Here is a 22,869-nt window from a genome sequence, read left to right as displayed (position 1 = left end):
ACGCTGTCGCCTCGCCGTCGCGAGGCCGCGCAACCGGGAAAAGGAATCGCCATGCGCACGCAACACATCCGGCTCGACGCCGGGCAAAGCCACTTTGCGTGGTTCGACAAGGGCAGCCAGGTGATCGTGCTGGACGGCGCGCTCGCGGTCACACTGCGTCATGGCGGGCTCGACTGGCTGCCCGACGCGCCGCGGTACGTCCGCCGCGTGCTCGACGAAGGCGAATGCCTGATGCTCGAGACGGCCGGTCACGCGGCGCTGTCGGCCGATGGCCCCGGCGCGGTCAGCACGACGATCGTGGCGCCTGCCGGCCGTCCCGGCATGTTCGCGGCGTGGCGAGCAATTCTGCGCCGGCTGTCCGGGCGGGTGCGCGGCGGCCATCACGTGCGCGAGCACTCCTGACATCGCGACTCGCCGCGCCGCGTGAAGCGTCGGGGCGCTATCGCATCATCCAGCGGTGGGCGATCCGATCCAGCCGTGCTCATGTCGATCGACCCGCTCGCCCCCTGCAGCCGGCCCGGCCCGCAACAACGGCCTCGTCACCCCGCGCCCTTGCGACGTTCGATCCACTCGAACGCAGCCATCCCGACCAGCATCGCGACGACGAACACGATTCCCTTGGCCGACCCGAGGCCGATCGACACGATCGCGGGCCCCGGGCAGAACCCGGCCAGCCCCCAGCCGATGCCGAACACGGCACTTCCGGCGACGAGGCGCACGGTGATCGCGCGCAAGGCCGGCAACTGCATCGGCAAGCCGAGCCACGACCGCGTGCGGCGCTTCGCCCATGCGAACGCGAACACGGCGACGCCCGTCGCGCCGGCCATCACGAACGCGAGCGACGGGTCCCAGCGGCCCGCCAGGTCGAGAAAACCGAGCACCTTCTGCGGATTGGCCATGCCCGACACGATGAGGCCGACGCCGAACAGCAGCCCGGCCAGAAACGCGAATCCTGCCTGCATGTCAGCCTCCCAGCACGTGCCGCCGCACGAATACGGTCACGAAGCCCGCGACCATGAAAGTCGCCGTCGCCACCACCGAGCGCAGCGCACCGCGCGACATCCCGCAAACGCCGTGGCCGCTCGTGCATCCGCCCGCATATCGCGTGCCGACGCCGACCAGCAGGCCGGCCGCCAGCAGTTCGGGCCACCCCGCATCGACCTGCGGCGTGAGACCGGCTCCGGCGACACGCATCACCAGCGGCGCTGCGATCAGCCCGACGACGAATGCGGCGCGCCAGTCCCGCTCCCCCGCCCCCGCCGTCAACAGACCGCCGACGATGCCGCTGATGCCGGCAATCCTGCCGTTGAATGCGACGAGCCACGCGGCCGCGAGCCCGATCAGCACGCCGCCTGCCAGCGACAGCCAAGGCGTGAAGTGAAACGTATCAAGCTGCACGGCGCTTCCCCTTCGCGGCCGGGCCGCAGAACTGTTCGTACAGCACGCCCATCACCGCGATCGCGGCCGGACTGTCGAGCGAATAGTGGATGTTCTTGCCTTCGCGGCGCGTACGGACCAGCGCGTGGTCGCGCAACACGCCGAGCTGCTGCGACAGCGTCGGCTGGCGGATGTCCAGCGTCGTCTCCAGATCGCTGACGCAGCGCTCGCCCTGCGACAGTTCGCACAGCAACAGCAGCCGGTCGGGATTCGACAGCACCTTGAGGAGCGCGCAGGCCGATTCGGCGGCGGCGCGCATCTGGGCGGGCTCGGGCAGCCCGGCGGGAAGATCGTCGTTCATCGGGGCGGGCATCAATTAAATAATCAATATTATATTGATTTATATAATATCGGCACTCACTGCAGCCTTGTCGCCCCTTCTTGCGCCCTCCTGCGCTCAGGCTTGCTCGCCCGCGATTCCGTCGGCGCTCGACGCACGCGCCGCACCTGCGCGGACCATGCCGAGCGCCAGCACCGCGATCGCCGCGATCACGCACGGCGCCGCGACGACGGCAAACGCGGTCGTCAGCGGCACGCCCATCGCCAACATCGCGCCTCCCGCCATCGAGCCGACGACCGATCCGCCGCGACCGATCCCGTTCGCCCAACTCACGCCGGTGGTCCGGCACTCGGTCGGATAGAACGCGGCCGACAGCGCGTTCGCGCCGACCTGCGAGCCCGACACGCAGAAACCGGCAGCGAACACGGCGAGCGCGGCGCCCCACGGCGATGCGGCAAACACACCGATCGCCGCGACGAATACGCCGGCCGCCGCGTAGCTGCACGCCAGCACGCGGTGCGGGTCGAAGCGGTCCATCAGCCAGCCGAGGACGATCGCACCGAGCGTGCCGCCAACCTGGAACATCGCGGTCACCCGCGCGGCCGCCTGCAGGGTCGCGCCGGTCGTGCGCAGCAGCGTCGGCAGCCAGCTCGACAGCAGGTAGATGACGAGCAGACTCATGAAGAACGTGAGCCACAGCAGCAGCGTGCCGCGCAGCAGGTCGGCGCCGAACAGGCGGCCGAGCGGCGACCCGCCCGGCTTGCCGGCAGGCGCGACGAACGAGGCGCGCGCGAGATGCGGGTCCGGCGCGATGCGGCCGAGCATCGCCGCGATCCGCCCGGGGGCCGCGCCGGCATTGACGAGATAACGCACCGACTCCGGCAGCCGCCACGCGAGCACCGGCAGGAGCAGCAGCGGCGCCGCACCGCCGACGACGAGCACCGCGCGCCAGCCGTCCTGCTCGATCAGCGATGCGGCCACGAGCCCGCCGAGCGCGGAGCCGATCGTGAAGCCGCAGAACATCGTCGTCACGAGCAGCGAGCGGCGCCGCGCCGGACAGTATTCGGACGTCAGCGTGATCGCATTCGGCATCGCGCCGCCGAGCCCGAGCCCGGTCACGAAACGCCACGCGATCAGCTCGGTCAGGCCGCCCGCGCTCGCCGACGCGGCGCTCGCGATGCCGAAGCACGCCACGCACGCGAGCAGCAGGCGCTTGCGGCCGAACCGGTCGCCGAACGGCCCGAACACGAGCGCGCCGGCCATCAGTCCGGCCAGCCCCGCACCGAATACGGGCGCGAGTTGCGCGGGCGACAGGCCCCACTCCGCGCGGATGACGGGCGCGATGAAACCGATCGACGCGGTATCGAAACCGTCGATCGCGACGATCAGAAAGCACAGTACGACGATCGCGATCTGAAACGGCGCGACGCGATGCCGGTCGATCCATTGGCTGACGTCGATGGACAGCGTATCGGCCATGATGGTGTCTCCTCCATGAGGGCGGTCGCGCGTCGTATCGTTGAAATGCGCGCCGCCGGTATCGGGTTGAAAGCGCGTGTTATGCGACCGGCTTCAGGCAATCCTCCGCGCGCCAGCCGTGCAGCCAGTCGAGCGCTTCGTAGAACTGCGCCTGCGTGCGGCCGACCCAGAGCCCGTTGCGCACCTCCCGCTCGACGCCTTTCGCGTGATAGACCCGTCCCATTTCGCGCGCCGAATACAGCACCCGCGCGGTACGCGGAATCCGCACGCGCTCGACCAGCGCGAACGCGGCCTCGAAATCGCCGTCGGTCTGCGCGACGGCGGCGCCGAGCGTCACGGCATCCTCGAGCGCCTGGCATGCGCCCTGTGCGAGGTATTGCGTCATCGGGTGCGCGGCGTCGCCGAGCACCGTCGCACGGCCCGCGCTCCAGCGCTCGACCGGGTCGCGATCGGCGGTCGCCCAGCGCTTCCACGACGTCGGCCGGTCGAGCATCTGCTTCGGCAACGGATGCACGCCGTCGAAGTACGACAGCACCTCTTCCTTGCTGCCTTCGCGCACGCCCCAGGTCTCCCGCTCGCGGCTGTGGAACGTGACGACGAGGTTGTATTGCCGTCCGCCGCGCAGCGGATAGTGGACCAGATGGCAATGCGGGCCGGCCCACACGACCGGCGCGTTGATCCGCAGATCCTTCGGCATGTTGTCGGTGTCGACCACCGCGCGATACACGACGTGCCCCGTCACGCGATGCGCGTCGCCGATCAGCGCCTGACGGATCACGGACTTCACGCCGTCGCAGCCGATCACCGCCTCGGCACGATGGCGTTCGCCGTGCTGGTCGGTCACGGTCACGCCGTTGCCGTCCTGCTCGAATCCGCACACCTGCGTACTCGTCCGGAATTCGATCAGCGGATGGTCCTTGACCGCCTCGTAGATCGACAGATGAATGTCCGCGCGATGGATCACCGCATACGGATTGCCGAAGCGTTCGCGATACGCGGCACCCGTGTCGATCCGCACGACCTCGCGCGCATCGACCGCGTCCATCAGCTGCAGCCGGTCGGTGAACACCGCGCGGCCGCGCGCGGCTTCGCCGACACCCAGCGCGTCGAGCGCGTTGAACGCGTTCGCGGCGAGCTGGATTCCCGCACCGATCTCGCCGATCTCGGCAGCCTGCTCGAGCAGCTTCACGCGAATGCCCTGGCGCGCGAGTGCAAGCGCCGCCGCCAGCCCGCCGATCCCGCCGCCGATCACGAGTACGCGCCGGCCGTGGTTGTTTGTCTCGTCCATGTTGTCTCCTGCTTCGTGTTACGCGACGTAATCCGGTTGCCGCTGCGGTTGCGCAGCGTCGAAAGCCGGCTCGCGCCGCGCGTGTTCATAGATCGCGAGGCAGCGCGGATACGCGCTCAGATCGCAGTCCATCCGCAATGCGTTCGCGACCTGCGGCACGAGACACACGTCGGCCAGCGTCGGGGCGTCGCCGAAGCACCAGGGCCCCTCGTCCGTGCGGTCGAGCAGCCGCTCGACGGCGGCCATCCCCTCCGCGATCCAGTGCCGGTACCACGCGGTCTTCTGTTGCGGCGTGACCTTCAGCTCGACGTCGAGATAGCGCAGCACGCGCAGGTTGTTGACGGGATGGATGTCGCACGCGATCGCCGACGCCAGCTCCAGCACGCGGGCGCGACGATGCGGCTCGAGCGGAATCAGCCGAGGCGCTGGCTGAATCTGGTCGAGGTAATCGAGAATCGCGAGCGACTGGCCGAGACGGAAATCGCCGTCGACCAGCGCCGGCACCGCCGCCGACGGGTTCACCTGCGCGACGTAGTCGGCGTCGCGATGCTCGCCGGTGCGGATGTTCACGGGCAGCGTGTCGTAAGACAGCCCTTTCAGCGCGAGCGCGATGCGCACCCGGTAGGACGTCGAACTGTTGAAGAAGCTATGCAGTTGCACGATGTGACCTTTCTGGGAAAGCGCGTCAGACCACGCGCACGGTCAGTTCGCCGAGCCGCTCGACGCCGACCTTCATCACATCGCCCGCGACCACCGCGCCGACACCCTCGGGCGTGCCGGTAAAGATCACGTCGCCCGGTTCGAGGCGGAAGAACTTCGACAGGTCGGCGATCGTCTCCGCGACCGACCAGATCAGGTGCGACACGTCGCTCTTCTGCTTCGTCGCGCCGTTGACGGTCAGCCACAGCCCGCCCTGCTCGAAATGACCGACTTCGCTCGCCGGATGCACGGGCCCGATCGGCGCGGAGCGGTCGAACGCCTTGCCGATCTCCCACGGCCGGCCCATCTCGCGCATCTTCATCTGCAGGTCGCGGCGCGTCATGTCGAGGCCGACCGCATAGCCCCACACGTGTTCGAGCGCGCGCTCGAGCGGGATGTCCGCGCCGCCCTTGCCGATCACCGCGACGAGTTCGGCTTCGTAGTGATAGTTCTGCGTCTGCGACGGATAGGCGAGATCGAGCGTTTCGCCGTACGCCACCGGCACGATCGAATCGGCCGGCTTGCAGAAGAAGAACGGGGGCTCGCGATCGGGATCGAAGCCCATTTCGCGGGCATGGGCCGCGTAGTTGCGGCCGACGCAATAGACGCGGCGCACGGCAAATCGGGCATCGCTGCCGGCGACGGGCAGCGCCACCGGGGCTTCGGGCGGGAAAACGAAAGTCATGAGGGGCTCCAGCGTAGACATGAACGAAGGGACGCGCGCCGCGCGGCGGCGCACGGAAAACGGATCGATGAAGCGGCCGAAAGACGGGCCGGCGTCAGTCGCGCGCTTCGCGCAACAGGTTCAGCGCGGACAGCACGGGCCGGTCGGAATAGCTGAACAGCACGCTGTCGGACGACGCCGACAACCGCACGGGCGCCCACGACGGCGCGACGAAGATGTCGTGCGGCTCGAACGGGAAGGCATCGCCGCCGATGTGCGCGGTGCCGCTGCCTTCGACGACGCAGTAGATCGTCGCGTCGGTGCTGCGGTACGTGCGGCCGTCGAAGCCGGCGGGCAGGAACTGCATGAAGGTCGCGATGGTCGGCATCGGCCAGCCGCCCGTCGCGGGGTTCACGTAGCGCAGCTTCACGCCGTCCCACGCATCGAGCTCGCCGCTGCGGTACAGCGTGTCGAGCGCCTCGCGGGTACGCGCATACGGGTAGCTGAACACCGGCGACGTCGGGTCGCTCGCGCGATGCCGCACCGGCGCCATGTTGTGGCCGAAGCGCGCAAAGCTGTCGCCTTCCGGGCGATTCACGGGCTGCACGGCTTCCGGGTAGTTCTCCGCAAAGCCCGCATCGAGGCTCGCGACGAGCGGAATGTCGAGCCCGTCGAGCCACACGACCGGCTCGCCGCCCTCGTCTTCCGACGGGTTGCCGTGGTCGTGCCACGCCCACGACGGCGTGATGATGAAGTCGCCCGGATGCATCGTCGTGCGTTCGCCGTTCACGGCCGTCCACGCGCCGCGCCCTTCGACGATGAAGCGCAGCGCCGACTGCGTATGCCGGTGGCTCGGCGCGATCTCGCCCGGCAGGATCAGTTGCAGCCCCGCATACAGGCTCGGCGTCATGCTCGACTTGCCGGGCAGCCCCGGGTTCTCCAGCACCAGCACGCGGCGCACGGCCTCCTCCGCGCTGATCACGCTGCCGGCCTGCATCACGAGGTCGCGCACCTGCGCGTACTTCCAGATCGCGGCCTGTGCGGCCGGTTGCGGGGAGGTCGGCACGAGGTTGTGCAGCGATTCCCACAACGGCGCGAGGCGCTGCTCGGCGATCCGAGCGTAGTAGGCGGCGCGCGGCACGTCCGGATGGCGGGTCGTCATGATGTCTCCTTGGAGTCGGCCGATCGGCGTCGGCGCTGTGTCGGGTCGGGGACCGTGCTGCGGTCCGTCAACCGATTTATATTCGACCCAGACATACCCGGTAAAATGGTTAAATCATCTGATCCATATTGTTCTGGATATACCTTTTTGCGACGAGGCATGCGATGGACTGGACCCACCGGCTGCGATTGCGGCATTTGCAGGTACTGCTGAGCCTGGCCGGCACCGGCAACCTGAGCCAGTCGGCGGCGGCGCTCGCGACCACGCAGCCCGCGCTGTCGAAATGGCTGAAGGAACTGGAGGAGGATGTCGGGCTGCCGCTGTTCGAGCGGCATGCGCGCGGCCTGCGGCCGACGCCCTACGGCGAAGCGCTGATCGAGCACGCGCGCCGTGTCGAGGCGCAACTCGACGTCGCGCGCGACGACATGGCCGCGCTGCGCGAAGGCGGCAGCGGCCTCGTGACGATCGGCACGTCGGGCGTCGCGGCGGCCGACACGGTGCCGCTCGCGGTGTCGCAACTGCTGAAACGGATGCCGCGCGCGCAGGTGCGGCTCACCGAAAGCACGATGAACCAGTTGATGCCGCAGCTTGCGCACAGCGAACTGGACATCGTCGTGGGCCGCTCGGGCTCGACGTCCGTCGATCCGCACCTGCGGGCCGAAGCGCTGTATGTCGATCCGGTCGTGTTCGTCGCGCGGCCCGGTCACGCGCTCGCCGGCGCGTCCTCGGTCGGCTGGGACGACGTACTCGCCTACCCGTGGATCGTCTGGCCGTCGGGCACGCCCGTGCACAACGCGCTGCAGGCTGCGCTGACGGCCGCCGGCCGCGTACAGCCGCCGCACTGCGTCGAATCGAATTCGTCGATCCTCAACCTCACGCTGCTGAACAATACCGACCTGCTGGGCGTCGCGTCGCACCGTGCCGCGCGGCGCTTCGCGCAACTGAACGCGATCCGCATCCTGCCGATGGAGCTCGAGGGCCAGGGTGCGGTATCGATGTACTGGCATCCCGACAGCGCGAATCGCGCGGCCGTGGCCGCGACGATCGAGTGCCTGCGCGCCTGTGCGGCGCCCCAGGTGGGCGGATGGGAGAAAGTGAAGGTGGAGTGAATGGCGCGGCCCGGCACCGACCGGGCCGCTTCGCCGCAATGCGTCAGGCGCCGTCGCAGGAGGCGCTGCCGTCCAGCATCAGCGTACCGACCCGTGCGGGCACGAGCGGCGTACGCGGCACGGGCGGCGTCCAGCCGAACAACGCCTGCGCGGCCGCACCGCATACGCGCCCCTGGCACGCGCCCATCCCGCAACGCGACTGCAGCTTCGCGGCCGTCCAGCCCGGCTCCTGCGCGACCGCGTCGAAACGCACGTCCTCGCAACGACACAGCAGCGTATCGGGCCGCGCGAGCCGGCGGATCGGCTCGCGGATCGCGAAACGCTCGCGCACGGCATCCGCGAAGGCCTGCCAGTGCGCTCGCCGCGCGACGAGCGCGGCGAGCGGCGCCGTCTGCCCGGTCGCCGCATAACCGGCGATCTCGCCTTCGACCATCGCCAGCTCGCTGCCGCCGACACCCGTGCACTCACCGGCCGCGAAGTGGCCGTCTCGGCTCGTGCGCTGGTGCGCGTCGACCGCCACCGCGCCGTTCTCGATCCTGCAGCCGAGATGGCTCGGCAGCACGGTGTTCGGCACGAGCCCGAAACCGCACGCGAGCCGGTCGCAGTCGACGTCGAACTCGCGGCCGCCCTGCCAGATTCGCACGCGTTCGAGCCGCTTGTCGCCGAACGCTTCGACGACGTACGCATCGGGCCGATAGGCAGGCGTGACCAGCTTCGCGGCCTGCGCGAGCTTCGACGGCCAGCGCCACAGCCCAGCGCCGAAACCCGTCACGTCGCCCCACGCGGCCTGTTCGAGCACGTGCGACACGCGCGCGCCGGCCTGACGCGCCGTTGCCGCGCTCGCGAGCAGCAATGGCCCGCTACCGGCGATCACCGTGCGCTGCCCGCGCACGTCGAGGCCGTACTTGATCAGCGCCTGCAAACCGCCCGCACCCGTGACGCCCGGCAGCGTCCAGCCCGGGAACGGCAGCAGCAGTTCGCGCGCGCCGCAGCAGAGAATCAGCGTCCGGTAGTCGAGCAGCAGCCCGCGTTCGTCATCTTCGAGCAACAGCGTGCCGGGCTGCGTTTCGGCGACGATGCGCGTCGCCGCGAGATGCGTGACGTTCGGCAGCCGCAGCCCGGCGAGGCGCTCGGCGGCGGCCGGCGGCGCAGCGGCGGCGGCGCCCTGCCGCCAGATCTGCCCGCCAGCACGCGGGTTGTCGTCGACGATCGCCACGGTTGCGCCGCCTTGCGCGGCGGCGCGCGCGGCCGACAACCCGGCCGGCCCCGCGCCGACGATCGCGACGTCGACGCTCAGTCGTTCCTGTTTCATCGTGTGCGCTCCACCCGCATCCCGTCGCGGCACAGCGTCTGGCACGCCAGACGGCGGCGGCCATCGATCGTCATCCTGCACTCCTGGCAGATGCCCATCCCGCAAAACGGCGCGCGCGCCGCCCCCGTGCACGACACGCGCGTCGTGTCGTCGCCGCTCGCGGCGACAGCGGCCGCGACGGTCGCACCGTCGGCGATCGTCAGCGCGCGGCCATCCAGGTGAATGATCATGAAAGCGCTCCGGCTACGGGGGACGTCGTCAAGAAACGTCCCGGCAAATACGGTTCGATGTCGATGGGCGGCCGTTCGCCGGCCATCAGCGCGGCGACGAGCCGCGCGCTGCCCGGCGCGGTCGTCACGCCGAGCCCTTCGTGGCCGACTGCGAGCCACACGCCCGGCCGCGCCGGGTGCTCGCCGAGCAGCGGCAGGCCGTCGGGGCTCGCGGAGCGGAACCCCGTCCACGCGCGGATTCCGTTCAGGTCGGCCAGGCCGGGCAGATAGTCGCCCGCGCGACGCAGCATGCGCGCGAGCACGGGCGGCTCGACGCGCGCATCCTCGGTATCGAACTGGCGCGACGAGCCGATCAGCAACTGGCCGGTCGGCCGCGGCTGCACGTTGAACGCGACCGACGTGCCGTCGCTCGCATGCGCGCTCGCGGCATAACCGAGCTCGACGAGCTGGTGCGACACCTGGCCCGGATAGCGATCGGTAACCAGCAGATGGCCCTTCTTCGGGCGCAGCGGCAATTCGGGCAGCAGCGTGCGCGCCGCGACGCCGTTCGCGACGACCACGCGCTCCGCGCGCAGCGTCTCACCGCTCGCGAGCGTCACGCTCGGGCCGTCGACGGCCACCGCGCGGTCGCGGCGCAACGTGATGCGCGGCGCGCGCTGCAGCAACCAGTTCGCGGTGACCGGCGCATAAAGGATCGCATCGCCGGGAATCTTCAGCGCGCCGCCGAGGCCCGCGCGCAGCATCGGCTCCAGCCGCGCGAGCGTCGCCGCGTCGATCAGCTCGCCGGCCACGCCGTGCGCGGCGAGCGTCGCCTGCTTCGCGCGGGCGAGATCCATCTCGTGCGCATCGGCCGCGAGCCACAGCGTGCCGCAGTTGCGGTACGCGCAGCCTTCCGGCATTTCGCCGCTCAGCGCGCGCCACAGTTCGATCGAGTAATGGCTCAGCGCGAGCTCGGCCGCGTTGTCGTCCATCGCGACGAGGTGGCCCATCCCCGCGCCGGTCGCGCCGCCGCTCGCGTCGTCGACGACGAGCACGCGCAGCCCGCGCTGCGCGAGTTCGTGCGCGCACGCCGCGCCGACGATGCCGGCGCCGATCACGACGACGTCGTAACGCACGTCGCTCACGACACGATGCCCCAGCCGAACGGATCGTCTTCCTCGATCAGCAGCGTCGCTTCCGCGCTCAGGTGCGCGCTGCCGCGGATCGTCGGCACGATACCGGCGTCGGCCTGTTCGTAGCTTGCCTGGAACACGCTGCCGATCACGCTCGCCTGCCGCCACACGGCGCCCGGCGCGAGCTTGCCGTCCGCCGCGAGGCACGCGAGTTTCGCGCTCGTGCCGGTGCCGCACGGCGAACGGTCGTACGCGAGGCCCGGGCACAGCACGAAGCTGCGGCTGTCGTGGTCGGGATCGTCGGCGAACAGCTCGATGTGATCGATCTCGCCGCCGTTCGCGCCGGTGATGCCCGCGCGTTCGAGCCCTTCGCGCACGGCCGATGCGTACGCGGTGAGCGCCGCGACGTTGTCGCCGGCGACGCGCTGCCCGTGGTCGCTGATCAGGAAGAACCAGTTGCCGCCCCACGCGATGTCGCCCTTCACGGGGCCGTAACCCGGCACGTCGAGCGCGACGTCTTTCGCGTGGCGATACGCGGGCACGTTGCGCACGCTGACCGACAGGTCGTCGTGCAGCGTCGCCTCGACGGTGCCCACCGGCGTTTCGATCAGATGAATGCCGGGCCGGATGCGCCCCATGTGATGCAGCGTGCGCACGACGCCGATCGTGCCGTGCCCGCACATCCCGAGATAGCCGCTATTGTTGAAGAAGATCACGCCGGCCGCCGCGTCGGGCGACACCGGTTCGCACAGCAGCGCGCCGACCAGCACGTCGCTGCCGCGCGGCTCGAGGATGCACGCGGTGCGATAGCGGTCGTGCTCGCGCGCGAGCACGTCGCGGCGCTCGGCCATCGTGCCGCTGCCGAGCGAAGGAAAACCGGACACGACGAGCCGCGTGGGTTCGCCGCCCGTGTGCGAATCGATGATCTGGATGCGCTTCATCATGAGCTGTCCGAAGTGGGGAAAGGAGCATAGCTTCCTCCGTCGCGCGTCCGTCCGCTTGTGGCTTTTCGATGACGACGACGACGAAATCGGCATAGTGCGGGGCGCCCTTCCCGCCCCGTCCGGCCGCTGTGCCGATTTCGTCATTTTGCTCCGCGATAGGACTCAAGCGTGATGGGCGTTTGCGCGGCGATACTGGTTGCCACACCGACACACCTGTCGGCCGACCGATACGAACGTAGGAGATTTCAGTGAGCCGCAAAGCCATTCAATGGACCGGGGTTTTCCCGGCCGTCAGCACCCAGTTCAAGCCGGACTTTTCCCTCGACATCGACGCCACGCACCGCGTGGTGAAGAACCTGGTGAACGACGGCGTGTCGGGCCTCGTGGTCTGCGGCACGGTCGGCGAAAACACCTCGTTGTCGACGAGCGAGAAGCTCCAGGTGATCGAGGCCGCACGCGACGCGGCCGGCGGCAAGATTCCGGTGATCGCCGGCATCGCCGAATTCACGACCGAATTCGCGCGCAACACGGTGCGTGAAGCGCAGCGCGTCGGCGTCGACGGCGTGATGGTGATGCCCGCGCTCGTCTACTCGGCGAAGCCGCACGAAACGGCCGCGCACTTCCGCGCGGTCGCGACGAGCACCGACCTGCCGGTGATGGTCTACAACAACCCGCCGATCTACAAGAACGACGTGACGCCCGACGTGCTGATCGCGCTGCAGGACTGCGAGAACATCGTCTGCTTCAAGGATTCGTCGGGCGACACGCGCCGCTTCATCGACCTGCGCAACGCGGTCGGCGATCGCTTCGTGCTGTTCGCGGGCCTCGACGACGTCGTGGTCGAGAGCATCGCCGTGGGCGCCGAAGGCTGGGTGTCGGGCATGTCGAACGCGTTTCCGAAGGAAGGCGAGACGCTGTTCCGCCTCGCGAAGCAGAAGCGTTTCGACGAAGCGCTCGCGCTGTATCGCTGGTTCATGCCGCTGCTGCACCTCGACGCGCGCCCTGACCTCGTCCAGTGCATCAAGCTGTGCGAAGAGCTGGTCGGCCGCGGCAGCGCGATCACCCGCCCGCCGCGCCTCGCGCTGCAGGGCGACACGCTCGCGGAAGTGAAGGCGATCGTCGCGAAGGCGCTCGAAACGCGCCCGACGCTGCCCGACGTCGGTCTCTGACCGACGCTCCCCGGCGGCGGCGCAAGGCTTTCCCCCCTCGCGCCGCCGCTTCCGGTCCGGCATGGCCTGCGGACCCGTTCGCCCCGGCGCCTGCCCGCGCCGCGCGTGAACGGCCCGCGGCCCGCCCCGGTCGTTCGAACCGGGCGATGCCGGCCGGCAGGCGTGCGCCGCTGCTCCGTCGGAGCGCGGCGCACTCGACGCCTGTGCCGATATACCCCCCAGGAGACAAGCCCATGCCAGGCCAAGGCAACGCTCATCCGTCCGTCCCGCTTTCCCGTTCCGCGCACCCCGACGCGGGTCACGGCAAGTTCAAGAAACAGTTGTCGCTGACCGATCTCACGTTCATCGGTCTCGGCGCCATTTTTGGTTCGGGGTGGCTGTTCGCCGCGAGTCACGTGTCGACGATCGCGGGCCCGGCCGGCATCTTCTCGTGGCTGCTCGGCGGCTTCGCGGTGCTGCTGCTCGGCATCGTCTACTGCGAGCTCGGCGCCGCGCTGCCGCGCGCGGGCGGCGTGGTGCGCTACCCGGTGTTCTCGCACGGCCCGCTGCTCGGCTACCTGATGGGCTTCATCACGCTGATCGCGTTCTCGAGCCTGATCGCGATCGAAGTCGTCGCCGCGCGCCAGTACGCGGCCGCGTGGTTTCCGGGCCTGACCGCCGAAGGATCGAGCGACCCGACCACGCTCGGCTGGCTCGTGCAGGCCGCGCTGCTGTGCTTCTTCTTTTACCTGAACTATTCGAGCGTGAAGACGTTCGCGAAGGCGAACAACATCATCAGCATCTTCAAGTTCATCGTGCCGCTGTCGGTGATCGCGGTGCTGTTCACGTTCTTCAAACCGGCAAACCTGACCGTGCACGGCTTCGCGCCGTTCGGCATGCCGGGCATCGAAATGGCCGTGTCGGCCGGCGGCATCATCTTCGCGTACCTCGGGCTCACGCCGATCGTGTCGGTCGCGAGCGAGGTGCGCAATCCGCAGCGCACGATCCCGATCGCGCTGATCCTGTCGATCCTGCTTTCCACGCTGATCTACGTGCTGCTGCAGCTCGCGTTCATCGGCAGCATTCCGACCGCCATGCTCGCCGGCGGCTGGCACGACGTGAGCAAGGCGTTCTCGTTGCCGTACCGCGACATCGCGCTTGCGCTCGGTGTCGGCTGGCTCGCGGTGATGGTCGTCGCCGACGCGATGATCTCGCCGAGCGGCTGCGGCAACATCTACATGAATGCGACGCCGCGCGTCGTCTACGGGTGGGCGAAAACGGGCACGTTCTTCAAGGTGTTCACGCGCGTCGACGAAGCATCGGGCATCCCGCGCGCGGGCCTGTGGCTCACGTTCGGCCTCGCGATCTTCTGGACGATGCCGTTCCCGTCGTGGGAAGCGCTGATCAACATCGTGTCGGCCGCGCTGGTGCTGAGTTACGCGGTCGCGCCGGTATCGGTCGCCGCGCTGCGCCGCACCGCGCCCGACCTGCCGCGGCCGTTCCGCGCAATCGCGTTCGGCATCACCGGCCCCGCATCGTTCGTGATCGCCGCGCTGATCGTCTACTGGTCGGGCTGGAGCACGGTGTCCTGGCTGCTCGGGCTGCAGATCGTGATGTTCGTCATCTATCTCGCGTGCCGCCGCTGGGTGCCGACCGCGCACCTGAGCCTCGCCGAACAGGTGCGCTCGTCCGCGTGGCTGATCGCGTTCTACGCGGCGATGATCGTGCTGTCGTATCTCGGCGGCTTCGGCGGCACGGGCCGGCTTGCGCATCCGTACGACACCGTCGTGGTCGCGGCCGTCGCGCTCGTCATCTACTACTGGGGCGCGAATACGGGCGTCCGGTCCGACAAGCTGCAACTCGACGACGACGAGGACTGAAGCCCCTTCGTTTCGCACCATCCCTTCGGCCGGGCGCCTCACGCCCGGCCCCTGCTTTTTACGAGGAAAACCATGCAACTCACAGGTCAGCTCCTGATCGGCCAGTCCGCCGTCGCCGGACAGAACGGCACCCTTCACGCGATCGCCGCCGCCACCGGCGAACGGCTCGAACCCGCTTTCGGCGGCGCAAGCCTGCACGACCTGGAGACGGCCTGCGCGCTCGCCGACGACGCATTCGACACGTACCGCGAAACCCGTCCCGACGCGCGCGCCGCGTTTCTCGACGCGATCGGCCGCCACATCATGGCGCTCGGCGACGACCTGATCGAGCGCTGCGTCATCGAAACGGGCCTGCCGCGCGCGCGCATCGAAGGCGAGCGCGGCCGCACCGTCGGCCAGCTCGCGCTGTTCGCGTCGCTCGTGCGCGACGGCGGTTTTCTCGACGCGCGGATCGATCCGGCGCGCCCCGAGCGCAAGCCGCTGCCGCGCGTCGACCTGCGCCTGCGCAACGTCGCGGTCGGGCCCGTCGCCGTGTTCGGCGCATCGAACTTCCCGCTCGCGTTCTCGGTCGCCGGCGGCGACACCGCATCGGCACTCGCGGCCGGCTGCCCGGTGATCGTCAAGGCGCATTCCGCGCATCCGGGCACGTCGGAGCTCGTCGGCCGCGCGATCCAGCAGGCCGCGCGCGAGTGCGGGATGCCGGCCGGCGTGTTCTCGCTGCTGTTCGACGCGTCGCGCGAGATCGGCCAGGCGCTCGTCGCCGATCCGCGCATCAAGGCGGTCGGCTTCACCGGCTCGCGCCGCGGCGGCGTCGCGCTGATGCACATCGCGGCCGCGCGCCCCGAACCGATTCCCGTCTATGCGGAAATGAGCTCGATCAATCCAGTGCTGCTGTTTCCCGCCGCGCTCGACGCGCGCCACGATGCGATCGCGCCGCAGTTCGTCGCGTCGCTCACGCTCGGCGCGGGCCAGTTCTGCACGAACCCGGGCCTCGTGCTCGCCGTCGACGGGCCCGCGTTGCGCGCGTTTGAAGCCGCAGCGGCCGAGGCCGCGCGTGCGGCGGCCGCGCAGACGATGCTGACGCCGCACATCCACGCGAGCTATGTGCAGGGCGTCTCGGCGCTGCGCGATCACGACGCGGTCGAGCTGCTGGCGCAAGGCGCCGAAGGCGGCCGCTACCAGGCGCGCGCGGCGCTGTTCGCGACGTCGGCCGAGGCGTTCATCGCGCGGCCCGAACTGCGCGAAGAAGTGTTCGGCCCCGCGTCGCTGATCGTGCGCTGTCCGGACGCCGACACGCTGCATCGCGTGCTGAAGTCGCTCGAAGGCCAGTTGACCATTGCCGCGCACCTCGCCGACGGCGACGCGACGCTGTTCGCCGCGCTGCGCCCGACGCTCGAACGCAAGGCCGGCCGCATTCTCGTCAACGGCTTCGGCACGGGCGTCGAGGTCGGCCATGCGATGGTGCACGGCGGCCCGTTCCCGGCGACGTCCGACACGCGCACGACGTCCGTCGGCGCCCGCGCGATCGAGCGCTTCCTGCGGCCCGTTTCGTACCAGGATCTGCCGGACGCGCTGTTGCCGGACGCTATCCGCGACGGCAATCCGCTGAACGTGCCGCAGCGCATCGACGGCGTGCCCGCGCCGCGGGAGGTGAAGCATGTCTGAGCAAACCGCCGAAGTCGTCCTGTCGCTCGATGAAGTCCATGCGCTCGCGCTGCGCGTGCTGACGCACAACGGGATGTCCGACGCGCATGCGCGCGCGATCGCCAACGTGATCACGCAGGGCCAGCGCGACGAATGCCATTCGCACGGCGTGTACCGGCTGCTCGTCTGCGTGCGTTCGCTGACGAAGGGCAAGGTCGATCCGCAGGCCGTGCCGACGCTGCGGCGGTTGTCGTCGTCGATCGTCGCGGTCGACGCGCATCGCGGTTTCTCGCTGCTGAGCTTCGAAACCGGGCTGCCGGTGCTGGTCGAGATGGCGAAGCAGCACGGGATCGCGGCGATGGCGATCAACCACTGCTACCACTTCTCCGCGCTGTGGCCCGAGGTCGAGGCGATCGCGGCCGAAGGGCTGGTCGGCATCGCGATGAACCCGAGCCATAGCTGGGTCGCGCCGGAAGGCGGCCGCGAGCCCGTGTTCGGCACGAACCCGATCGCGTTCGCGTGGCCGCGCCCGGGCGGCGAGCCGTTCGTGTTCGATTTCGCAACGAGCGCGATCGCGCGCGGCGACATCGAACTGCACGCGAAGCAAGGCAAGGCGATTCCGCCGCACTGGGCGATCGACGCGAACGGCCAGCCGACCACCGACCCGAAGGCCGCGCTGCAGGGAGCGATGCGCACCTTCGGCGGCCACAAGGGCTCGGCGCTCGCGGCGATGGTCGAACTGCTCGGCGGCGCGCTGATCGGCGACATGACGAGCCAGGAGTCGATGGACTTCGACGAAGGCGTCGGCGCGACGCCGTGCCACGGCGAGCTCGTGATCGCGTTCGACCCGAAGGTGTTCCTCGGCGACGATCTCGACGCGGGGCTCGCGCGCGGCGAACGGATGTTCGAATCGATCGTCGGGCAAGGCGCGCGGCTGCCGTCGCAACGGCGCTTCGACGCCCGCGCGCGCAGCATCGCGAACGGCGTGCGGATTCCGAAGGCGCTTTACGACGAGATCCTGACGCTGCTCGATTAATCGCCGGCGCGCGGGGCGGCTGTGCGGATTCATCGTCGATGAACCTGCGATCCGGCCGCCTCGCGCACCGAACCGGTCGCGCGGGCATGCCGCGCCGGGCACGCCGCCCGCGCCGCTCACCGGCCCCGCAGGCGCCACGCGCCCGGCGGCTGTGGGATAATCGCCCGGTTTGCCCAGGGCGCAGCTCAAGAGGTTGTTCGCACGGGCGCGAGAGAGGCCTTTATTCCCGTGCCTCCACCCTTTTCCGCGATATTTCTTCAGCCACAACAATGCCCACTTACCGTTCCAAAACCTCCACCGCCGGCCGCAACATGGCAGGCGCGCGCTCGCTGTGGCGCGCCACCGGCATGAAAGACGACGATTTCTCGAAGCCGATCATCGCGGTCGTCAACTCGTTCACCCAGTTCGTGCCCGGGCACGTGCACCTGAAGGATCTCGGCCAGCTCGTCGCGCGCGAGATCGAGGCCGCCGGCGGCGTCGCGAAGGAGTTCAACACGATCGCGGTCGACGACGGCATCGCGATGGGCCACGACGGCATGCTCTATTCGCTGCCGAGCCGCGACATCATCGCCGACTCGGTCGAATACATGGTGAACGCGCACTGCGCGGACGCGATGGTGTGCATCTCGAACTGCGACAAGATCACCCCGGGCATGCTGATGGCCGCGATGCGCCTCGACATTCCGGTGATCTTCGTGTCGGGCGGCCCGATGGAAGCCGGCAAGACGCGCCTCGCGAACCCGGTCACCAAGACCGTCGAACTGAAGAAGCTCGACCTCGTCGACGCGATGGTGATCGCGGCCGACCCGGCGTATTCGGATGCCGACGTCGCCGAAGTCGAACGCTCGGCCTGCCCGACCTGCGGCTCGTGCTCAGGCATGTTCACCGCGAACTCGATGAACTGCCTGACCGAAGCGCTCGGCCTGTCGCTGCCCGGCAACGGCACGGTGGTGGCCACGCACGCCGATCGCGAACAGCTGTTCAAGCGCGCCGGCCGCCGCATCGTCGAACTGACGCGCCAGCACTACGAGCAGGACGACGCGCGCGTACTGCCGCGCTCGGTCGGCTTCAAGGCGTTCGAGAACGCGATGACGCTCGATATCGCGATGGGCGGTTCGACCAACACGATCCTGCACCTGCTCGCGATCGCACTGGAAGCCGGCATCGACTTCACGATGAAGGACATCGACCGCCTGTCGCGCACCGTGCCGCAACTGTGCAAGGTCGCGCCGAACACGAACAAGTACCACATCGAGGACGTGCACCGCGCAGGCGGCATCATGGCGATCCTCGGCGAGCTCGATCGCGCCGGCAAGTTGCACACCGACGTGCCGACCGTGCACGCACCGACGCTGAAGGACGCGCTGGACCAGTGGGACATCGTCCGCACGCAGGATGAAGCGGTCCGCACGTTCTACATGGCCGGCCCGGCCGGCATTCCGACGCAGGTCGCGTTCAGCCAGAACACGCGCTGGCCGAGCCTCGACCTCGACCGCGCCGAAGGCTGCATCCGCTCGTACGAGCATGCGTTCTCGAAGGAAGGCGGCCTCGCCGTGCTGACGGGCAACATCGCGCTTGACGGCTGCGTGGTGAAGACGGCCGGCGTCGACGAGAGCATCCACGTGTTCGAAGGCTCGGCGCACGTGACCGAATCGCAGGATGAAGCGGTCGAAAACATCCTGAACGACAAGGTCAAGGCCGGCGATATCGTGATCGTCCGCTACGAAGGTCCGAAGGGCGGCCCCGGCATGCAGGAAATGCTCTACCCGACGAGCTACATCAAGTCGAAGGGGCTCGGCAAGTCGTGCGCGCTGCTGACGGACGGCCGCTTCTCGGGCGGCACGTCGGGCCTGTCGATCGGTCACTGCTCGCCGGAAGCGGCAGCGGGCGGCGCGATCGGCCTCGTACGCAACGGCGACAAGATCCGCATCGACATCCCGAATCGCACGATCGACGTGCTGGTGTCGGACGAGGAACTGGCGCGCCGCCGCGAAGAGCAGAACGCGAAGGGCTGGAAGCCGGCGCAGCCGCGTCCGCGCAAGGTGTCCGCGGCGCTGAAGGCCTATGCGAAGCTGGTCATGTCGGCCGACAAGGGCGCGGTGCGCGACCTGTCGCTGCTCGACGACTGACGTCACGGGCGGCGGGCCGCACGGCCCCGCCCGCTCGCCTGACTGATCCCGAAGCCGCTCTCCGGAGCGGCTTTTTTTCGTCCGGCGCCGGGAGGAAGCCGCGGCGCCGGCGCCATCAGTGACGGAGTTCGTCGGGGCCGCCACCACCACCACCGCCGCCACCACCGTGGTTCCCGCCGCCGTTTCCACCGCCACCTTGCGGCCGCGCGCCGTAACCGCCACCACCACCTTGACGCATCGGCGGCGGCATCGAGCGGGCTTCGCCGCCCGGCGCGGCCGGCGGATGCAGCACGGCCGGCGGTGGCCCCGCCGGACGCGCATTGCCGGCACCGCCCGGCATCGGCGCAGGTGCCGCCGGGGGCGGCGTGCGGATCGCGCCATTCCAGCCGCCGCGCGCGGCCGACGGCCGCGCATCATGCTGCGCGGGAGGCGGGCCGCCCTGCGCGCCCGGCATCGGCCGGCCCGGTTGCGGATGGCCCTGTCCCGGCGGGAATCCACCGGGGCCGAGCCGTGGCTCCGGACGATGCGCCCAGCGATCGCGGTCGTGATACCACGGCCGGTTGCGATAGTAGCGATCCCAGTATGCGGCGATCGCGAACCCGGTTATCGGGACGCCGATGATCGCGCCATATTCGAGCATGGGCACGTAGCTGCCCTGGTACGGATATTCGAGCAACTGCGCGTCGATCCAGCCGCGCACGCCCGGCAGGGCGACGTCGCACCACGAGTAGTCGCTCAGGCAGCCGAATACGTCCAGCGCCGTGTCGGGCGGGATCTGCGCGACGACCGGGTAATCGGGCGCCGGCCCGGCGTACAGCTCGGCCGGCGAGTTCGTGTAAGCGCTGCTCTGCGCATCGGCGACGCCCGGCGCGGCCGCGAGGCCAAGCAGGACGACGCACAGACTTCGGACAATCGTGTTCCTCATGATGCTCTCCCGCGCGGTGCCACCGCGCGCCGGTCAGTGCCGATGGCCGCCACCCCAGTGCCCACCGCCCCAGTGCCCGCCGCCCCACGGACGATGCCAGTACCCGCCGCGCCCGCCCCAGTATCCGCCGCCCCAGCGGCCCCAGAAGCCGATCGTGACGGGCGGCCCGTACCAGCCCGGGTAGTACGCGGGGTAGTAGACCGGATACGGCGGCGGCACATAGGCCGGCGCGACATAAACCGGTGCCTGCGCGACGACGTCGGCCGGCGCGTCGGGCGCCGTCGAAAGGGCCGGACCGGGTGCGGCCGGCGCAACCGGGGTTTCACGCTGTGTCACCGTGGCCGGCACCGGCGCGTAATATGGCGCATAGCCATACGGGCTCGTGTAGTAACAACCGCCAAGCGTCAGCACGGCAAGTGCAATGACGACGGGCCTCGCGGCGGGAATCGGGTTCATCTCGTGCTCCGGCAGAATCCGCGCGTCGCCGCCAGGCGCGCGCCTGACTGTAGCTTACGTCCCCTGCAGATTTCCGCAGGTATGATCGGTTACTTTTTGTTTCCTGCACCGGGCGATCGTGCAGGCATGCCGCGTGCTGGCAGGTCAGCCGCGCCCGCGTTGAAGTTGGCGCAAATGCCCTCACCTTGAACGATGTCAGGCAGACCGGCGCGGACGGGCGTTCGCGGCCAACCGGCAGCCCGAACCCGGCGGACTTCGGCCCGCCCAGACAGGAACGCGGCTCGCGCCGCCATCGACATGACTACGCCACGCCCCACTCCTCGGGCGGACACGCCGCTCGATCCGATCATCCAGTTGCTGGCGCTCGCCGGCGAACAGGGTTATCTGACACACGCCGACCTTGTCGACGTGCTGCCGCCCGAAAGCGACAGCCCCGACGCGCTCGAGGTCGTACGCGCCGCGCTCGCCGACATCGGCATCGCCGTGCTCGACGAGCCGGCCGTGCCTGCGCCGTTCGCCAGCGCGGCACCGGTCGACGTCGATCGCGACGCGCTCGACGAAGGCCGGGCCGTGCTCGGCGATCTCGCACGCGGCACGAGCGCGTCGACCGATCCGCTCGCGCTCTACATGCGGCGCATGCACGCGGTGCCGCTGCTCACGCGCGAAGGCGAAATCGTCCTCGCCCGCGAGATCGAGACGGGCCGCCATCAGATGCTGCACGCGATCGCCGGTTATCCAGCGGCGGTCGACGCGCTGCTTGCGCGTCACCGCGCAACGGGTGCCGCCGGTGCAACCGGCGCGGCCGATGACGACGACGCCGACACGCCGGCGCCCGCCAGCTACGACGCGCTGCACGCTGCCGTCTCGGCGCTGCGCAGCGCATTGCTGCAGCATGGCTGCCGTTCGGCCGAATACCGCGACGCACGCAACGCCATGGCCGCCCTGCTCGGTTCGCTCGCATGGAACGCGCCGGCCGTCGACGACGCAAGCCGTGTCGTACGCGCGCTCGCGGCCGCGCCGCGCGACATCGCCACGGGTGAAACCGCCGGCTTCGACGCGGTCGCGCGGCGGGCACTCGGGGCCGCGCTGAGCGATGGCCAGCAGAAAGTGCGCGACGCGACGCGCGCAATGCTCGAGGCGAACCTGCGGCTCGTGCTGTCGATCGCGCGCAAGTACCTGAACCGCGGCGTCGACCTGTCCGATCTCGTGCAGGACGGCTGCGTCGGCCTGATGCGCGCGATCGAGAAATTCGAATACCGGCGCGGGTTCAAGTTCTCGACCTATGCGACCTGGTGGATTCGTCAGGCGGTCACACGCGCGGTCGCGGATCGCGCACGCACGATCCGCGTGCCCGTGCACGTCGGCGACCAGTACCAGCGCGTACAGCGGCATGCGCTGCGCTTTCGCCAGCGCACGGGCCGCCGCGCGACGCCAGCCGAACTCGCGGCCGAAACCGGGCTCGCCGAGGACAAGCTGCGCGCAGTGCTCGCGCTGCCCGCCGAACCTGTCTCGCTCGACACGCCGCTGCCCGACGCGGACACCGGCCTCGTGGAACTGATCGAGGATCAGGCGTCGCCCGGCCCGTTCGAGCAACTGGCCGACACGCGCATGCGCGAATGCGTGACGGCGCTGCTGCGGTCGGTCACGACCGCCGAGGCCGACGTATTGCGCCGGCGGTTCGGCCTCGGCGGCGGCGAGCCCGATACCTACGACGCAATCGCGCAGGACGCGGGCATGTCGCGCGAACGCGTGCGGCAGATCGAAAAACGCGCGCTCGCCGCGCTGCGCACGGCCGCCGAAGCCGAAAACGCGCAGTCGTTTCTCGACGCGTAACCGCGTCGCGCCACACACGGTCGTGCCTGCCGGCACGACCGTGGCTTCACGCAAGCGTTTGCCATTGACGTGCATCAAGTTTTGTTGATCGTGTGTCACGAC

At 69.7% G+C, this 22,869-nt stretch carries 22 protein-coding genes; 8 read left to right on the top strand and 14 right to left on the bottom strand.

Annotated elements, in window-relative coordinates; translation table 11 throughout:
• Nucleotides 1-51: 51 nt before the first annotated feature.
• A complete protein-coding gene (locus BBJ41_RS19385; protein WP_069747974.1) occupies nucleotides 52-402 on the top strand; it encodes a hypothetical protein in 351 nt (116 codons plus the stop codon).
• A 137-nt stretch (nucleotides 403-539) separates the two neighbouring features.
• Here BBJ41_RS19385 and BBJ41_RS19380 read toward each other — a convergent pair whose 3' ends face one another.
• The 8 genes from BBJ41_RS19380 to gtdA all read right to left on the bottom strand — a co-directional run bounded on the left by BBJ41_RS19380 (nucleotide 540) and on the right by gtdA (nucleotide 7,009).
• Entirely contained in the window at nucleotides 540-962 is a 423-nt protein-coding gene (locus BBJ41_RS19380; RefSeq protein WP_069747973.1) for a DUF6691 family protein, read from the bottom strand.
• Nucleotide 963: 1 nt separating this feature from the next.
• Nucleotides 964-1,398 (bottom strand): YeeE/YedE family protein, encoded by a 435-nt coding sequence (locus tag BBJ41_RS19375; RefSeq protein ID WP_069747972.1) that lies wholly within the window; start codon nucleotides 1,396-1,398, stop codon nucleotides 964-966.
• Nucleotides 1,388-1,738: an ArsR/SmtB family transcription factor gene (locus BBJ41_RS19370; protein WP_069747971.1), complete on the bottom strand. Its 351-nt coding sequence runs from the start codon at nucleotides 1,736-1,738 to the stop codon at nucleotides 1,388-1,390. Before BBJ41_RS19370 ends, BBJ41_RS19375 begins: the two co-directional genes overlap by 11 nt.
• A gap of 96 nt (nucleotides 1,739-1,834) precedes the next feature.
• Nucleotides 1,835-3,196, bottom strand: a complete 1,362-nt coding sequence (locus tag BBJ41_RS19365) for an MFS transporter (protein WP_069747970.1) — start codon at nucleotides 3,194-3,196, stop codon at nucleotides 1,835-1,837.
• Between the two features lie 79 nt (nucleotides 3,197-3,275).
• A complete protein-coding gene (locus BBJ41_RS19360; RefSeq protein ID WP_069747969.1) occupies nucleotides 3,276-4,484 on the bottom strand; it encodes a 3-hydroxybenzoate 6-monooxygenase in 1,209 nt (402 codons plus the stop codon).
• A gap of 18 nt (nucleotides 4,485-4,502) precedes the next feature.
• Nucleotides 4,503-5,144, bottom strand: coding sequence for a maleylacetoacetate isomerase (maiA, locus tag BBJ41_RS19355; RefSeq protein ID WP_069747968.1), 642 nt, complete (start codon nucleotides 5,142-5,144; stop codon nucleotides 4,503-4,505).
• Between the two features lie 25 nt (nucleotides 5,145-5,169).
• Nucleotides 5,170-5,868 (bottom strand): fumarylacetoacetate hydrolase family protein, encoded by a 699-nt coding sequence (locus BBJ41_RS19350; RefSeq protein WP_069747967.1) that lies wholly within the window; start codon nucleotides 5,866-5,868, stop codon nucleotides 5,170-5,172.
• Nucleotides 5,869-5,962: 94 nt separating this feature from the next.
• Nucleotides 5,963-7,009 carry a gentisate 1,2-dioxygenase gene (gene gtdA / locus BBJ41_RS19345; protein WP_069747966.1) on the bottom strand — a complete coding sequence of 349 codons (1,047 nt, stop codon included), beginning with the start codon at nucleotides 7,007-7,009 and terminating at the stop codon, nucleotides 5,963-5,965.
• A 164-nt stretch (nucleotides 7,010-7,173) separates the two neighbouring features.
• On the opposite strand from gtdA, the gene BBJ41_RS19340 reads away from it, so the two are divergent.
• Nucleotides 7,174-8,118 carry a LysR family transcriptional regulator gene (locus BBJ41_RS19340; protein WP_069747965.1) on the top strand — a complete coding sequence of 315 codons (945 nt, stop codon included), beginning with the start codon at nucleotides 7,174-7,176 and terminating at the stop codon, nucleotides 8,116-8,118.
• A gap of 43 nt (nucleotides 8,119-8,161) precedes the next feature.
• Here the strand turns inward: BBJ41_RS19340 and BBJ41_RS19335 are convergent, their stop codons facing one another.
• Genes BBJ41_RS19335 through BBJ41_RS19320 form a run of 4 tightly spaced genes read right to left on the bottom strand, consistent with a single transcriptional unit; the run spans nucleotide 8,162 to nucleotide 11,713 of the window.
• Entirely contained in the window at nucleotides 8,162-9,430 is a 1,269-nt protein-coding gene (locus BBJ41_RS19335; protein WP_069747964.1) for an NAD(P)/FAD-dependent oxidoreductase, read from the bottom strand.
• Nucleotides 9,427-9,660, bottom strand: coding sequence for a 2Fe-2S iron-sulfur cluster-binding protein (locus BBJ41_RS19330; protein ID WP_069747963.1), 234 nt, complete (start codon nucleotides 9,658-9,660; stop codon nucleotides 9,427-9,429). The genes BBJ41_RS19335 and BBJ41_RS19330 overlap by 4 nt, the downstream gene beginning before the upstream one ends.
• A complete protein-coding gene (locus BBJ41_RS19325) occupies nucleotides 9,657-10,784 on the bottom strand; it encodes an NAD(P)/FAD-dependent oxidoreductase (RefSeq protein WP_069747962.1) in 1,128 nt (375 codons plus the stop codon). Before BBJ41_RS19325 ends, BBJ41_RS19330 begins: the two co-directional genes overlap by 4 nt.
• Nucleotides 10,781-11,713 carry a 4-hydroxyproline epimerase gene (locus BBJ41_RS19320; protein WP_069750265.1) on the bottom strand — a complete coding sequence of 311 codons (933 nt, stop codon included), beginning with the start codon at nucleotides 11,711-11,713 and terminating at the stop codon, nucleotides 10,781-10,783. Before BBJ41_RS19320 ends, BBJ41_RS19325 begins: the two co-directional genes overlap by 4 nt.
• Nucleotides 11,714-11,964: 251 nt before the next feature.
• Here BBJ41_RS19320 and BBJ41_RS19310 point away from each other — a divergent pair, with 251 nt between their 5' ends.
• From BBJ41_RS19310 to ilvD, 5 genes are all read left to right on the top strand, one after another.
• On the top strand, nucleotides 11,965-12,885 hold the full coding sequence (locus BBJ41_RS19310; protein WP_012338334.1) for a dihydrodipicolinate synthase family protein: 921 nt from the start codon (nucleotides 11,965-11,967) through the stop codon (nucleotides 12,883-12,885).
• Nucleotides 12,886-13,118: 233 nt separating this feature from the next.
• Entirely contained in the window at nucleotides 13,119-14,744 is a 1,626-nt protein-coding gene (locus BBJ41_RS19305; RefSeq protein WP_069747960.1) for an APC family permease, read from the top strand.
• A 72-nt stretch (nucleotides 14,745-14,816) separates the two neighbouring features.
• Nucleotides 14,817-16,409, top strand: a complete 1,593-nt coding sequence (locus BBJ41_RS19300) for an aldehyde dehydrogenase (NADP(+)) (protein ID WP_069747959.1) — start codon at nucleotides 14,817-14,819, stop codon at nucleotides 16,407-16,409.
• Entirely contained in the window at nucleotides 16,402-17,424 is a 1,023-nt protein-coding gene (locus tag BBJ41_RS19295) for an Ldh family oxidoreductase (RefSeq protein WP_069747958.1), read from the top strand. The genes BBJ41_RS19300 and BBJ41_RS19295 overlap by 8 nt, the downstream gene beginning before the upstream one ends.
• 269 nt (nucleotides 17,425-17,693) lie before the next feature.
• On the top strand, nucleotides 17,694-19,553 hold the full coding sequence (ilvD, locus tag BBJ41_RS19290; RefSeq protein ID WP_069747957.1) for a dihydroxy-acid dehydratase: 1,860 nt from the start codon (nucleotides 17,694-17,696) through the stop codon (nucleotides 19,551-19,553).
• Nucleotides 19,554-19,668: 115 nt separating this feature from the next.
• On the opposite strand, the gene BBJ41_RS19285 is transcribed toward ilvD, so the two are convergent.
• Nucleotides 19,669-20,478 (bottom strand): SH3 domain-containing protein, encoded by an 810-nt coding sequence (locus BBJ41_RS19285; protein WP_069747956.1) that lies wholly within the window; start codon nucleotides 20,476-20,478, stop codon nucleotides 19,669-19,671.
• A gap of 33 nt (nucleotides 20,479-20,511) precedes the next feature.
• On the bottom strand, nucleotides 20,512-20,934 hold the full coding sequence (locus BBJ41_RS19280) for a hypothetical protein (RefSeq protein WP_069747955.1): 423 nt from the start codon (nucleotides 20,932-20,934) through the stop codon (nucleotides 20,512-20,514).
• 297 nt (nucleotides 20,935-21,231) lie between these two features.
• Here BBJ41_RS19280 and BBJ41_RS19275 point away from each other — a divergent pair, with 297 nt between their 5' ends.
• Entirely contained in the window at nucleotides 21,232-22,767 is a 1,536-nt protein-coding gene (locus BBJ41_RS19275; RefSeq protein WP_069747954.1) for a sigma-70 family RNA polymerase sigma factor, read from the top strand.
• Nucleotides 22,768-22,869 lie beyond the last annotated feature (102 nt).

The sequence above is a fragment of the Burkholderia stabilis genome (assembly GCF_001742165.1).
Lineage (GTDB): Bacteria > Pseudomonadota > Gammaproteobacteria > Burkholderiales > Burkholderiaceae > Burkholderia > Burkholderia stabilis.
This window is presented reverse-complemented; position numbering and strand designations above follow the sequence as displayed.

What these genes read in the sequence shown, in the direction of transcription:
- BBJ41_RS19385 (WP_069747974.1), top strand. Translation starts at nt 52, where the DNA reads ATGCGCACGCAACACATCCGGCTCGACGCCGGGCAAAGCCACTTTGCG.
- BBJ41_RS19380 (WP_069747973.1), bottom strand. Translation starts at nt 962, where the DNA reads ATGCAGGCAGGATTCGCGTTTCTGGCCGGGCTGCTGTTCGGCGTCGGC.
- BBJ41_RS19370 (WP_069747971.1), bottom strand. Translation starts at nt 1,738, where the DNA reads ATGAACGACGATCTTCCCGCCGGGCTGCCCGAGCCCGCCCAGATGCGC.
- BBJ41_RS19365 (WP_069747970.1), bottom strand. Translation starts at nt 3,196, where the DNA reads ATGGCCGATACGCTGTCCATCGACGTCAGCCAATGGATCGACCGGCAT.
- BBJ41_RS19360 (WP_069747969.1), bottom strand. Translation starts at nt 4,484, where the DNA reads ATGGACGAGACAAACAACCACGGCCGGCGCGTACTCGTGATCGGCGGC.
- BBJ41_RS19350 (WP_069747967.1), bottom strand. Translation starts at nt 5,868, where the DNA reads ATGACTTTCGTTTTCCCGCCCGAAGCCCCGGTGGCGCTGCCCGTCGCC.
- gtdA (WP_069747966.1), bottom strand. Translation starts at nt 7,009, where the DNA reads ATGACGACCCGCCATCCGGACGTGCCGCGCGCCGCCTACTACGCTCGG.
- BBJ41_RS19340 (WP_069747965.1), top strand. Translation starts at nt 7,174, where the DNA reads ATGGACTGGACCCACCGGCTGCGATTGCGGCATTTGCAGGTACTGCTG.
- BBJ41_RS19335 (WP_069747964.1), bottom strand. Translation starts at nt 9,430, where the DNA reads ATGAAACAGGAACGACTGAGCGTCGACGTCGCGATCGTCGGCGCGGGG.
- BBJ41_RS19330 (WP_069747963.1), bottom strand. Translation starts at nt 9,660, where the DNA reads ATGATCATTCACCTGGATGGCCGCGCGCTGACGATCGCCGACGGTGCG.
- BBJ41_RS19320 (WP_069750265.1), bottom strand. Translation starts at nt 11,713, where the DNA reads ATGAAGCGCATCCAGATCATCGATTCGCACACGGGCGGCGAACCCACG.
- BBJ41_RS19305 (WP_069747960.1), top strand. Translation starts at nt 13,119, where the DNA reads ATGCCAGGCCAAGGCAACGCTCATCCGTCCGTCCCGCTTTCCCGTTCC.
- BBJ41_RS19300 (WP_069747959.1), top strand. Translation starts at nt 14,817, where the DNA reads ATGCAACTCACAGGTCAGCTCCTGATCGGCCAGTCCGCCGTCGCCGGA.
- BBJ41_RS19295 (WP_069747958.1), top strand. Translation starts at nt 16,402, where the DNA reads ATGTCTGAGCAAACCGCCGAAGTCGTCCTGTCGCTCGATGAAGTCCAT.
- ilvD (WP_069747957.1), top strand. Translation starts at nt 17,694, where the DNA reads ATGCCCACTTACCGTTCCAAAACCTCCACCGCCGGCCGCAACATGGCA.
- BBJ41_RS19285 (WP_069747956.1), bottom strand. Translation starts at nt 20,478, where the DNA reads ATGAGGAACACGATTGTCCGAAGTCTGTGCGTCGTCCTGCTTGGCCTC.
- BBJ41_RS19280 (WP_069747955.1), bottom strand. Translation starts at nt 20,934, where the DNA reads ATGAACCCGATTCCCGCCGCGAGGCCCGTCGTCATTGCACTTGCCGTG.
- BBJ41_RS19275 (WP_069747954.1), top strand. Translation starts at nt 21,232, where the DNA reads ATGACTACGCCACGCCCCACTCCTCGGGCGGACACGCCGCTCGATCCG.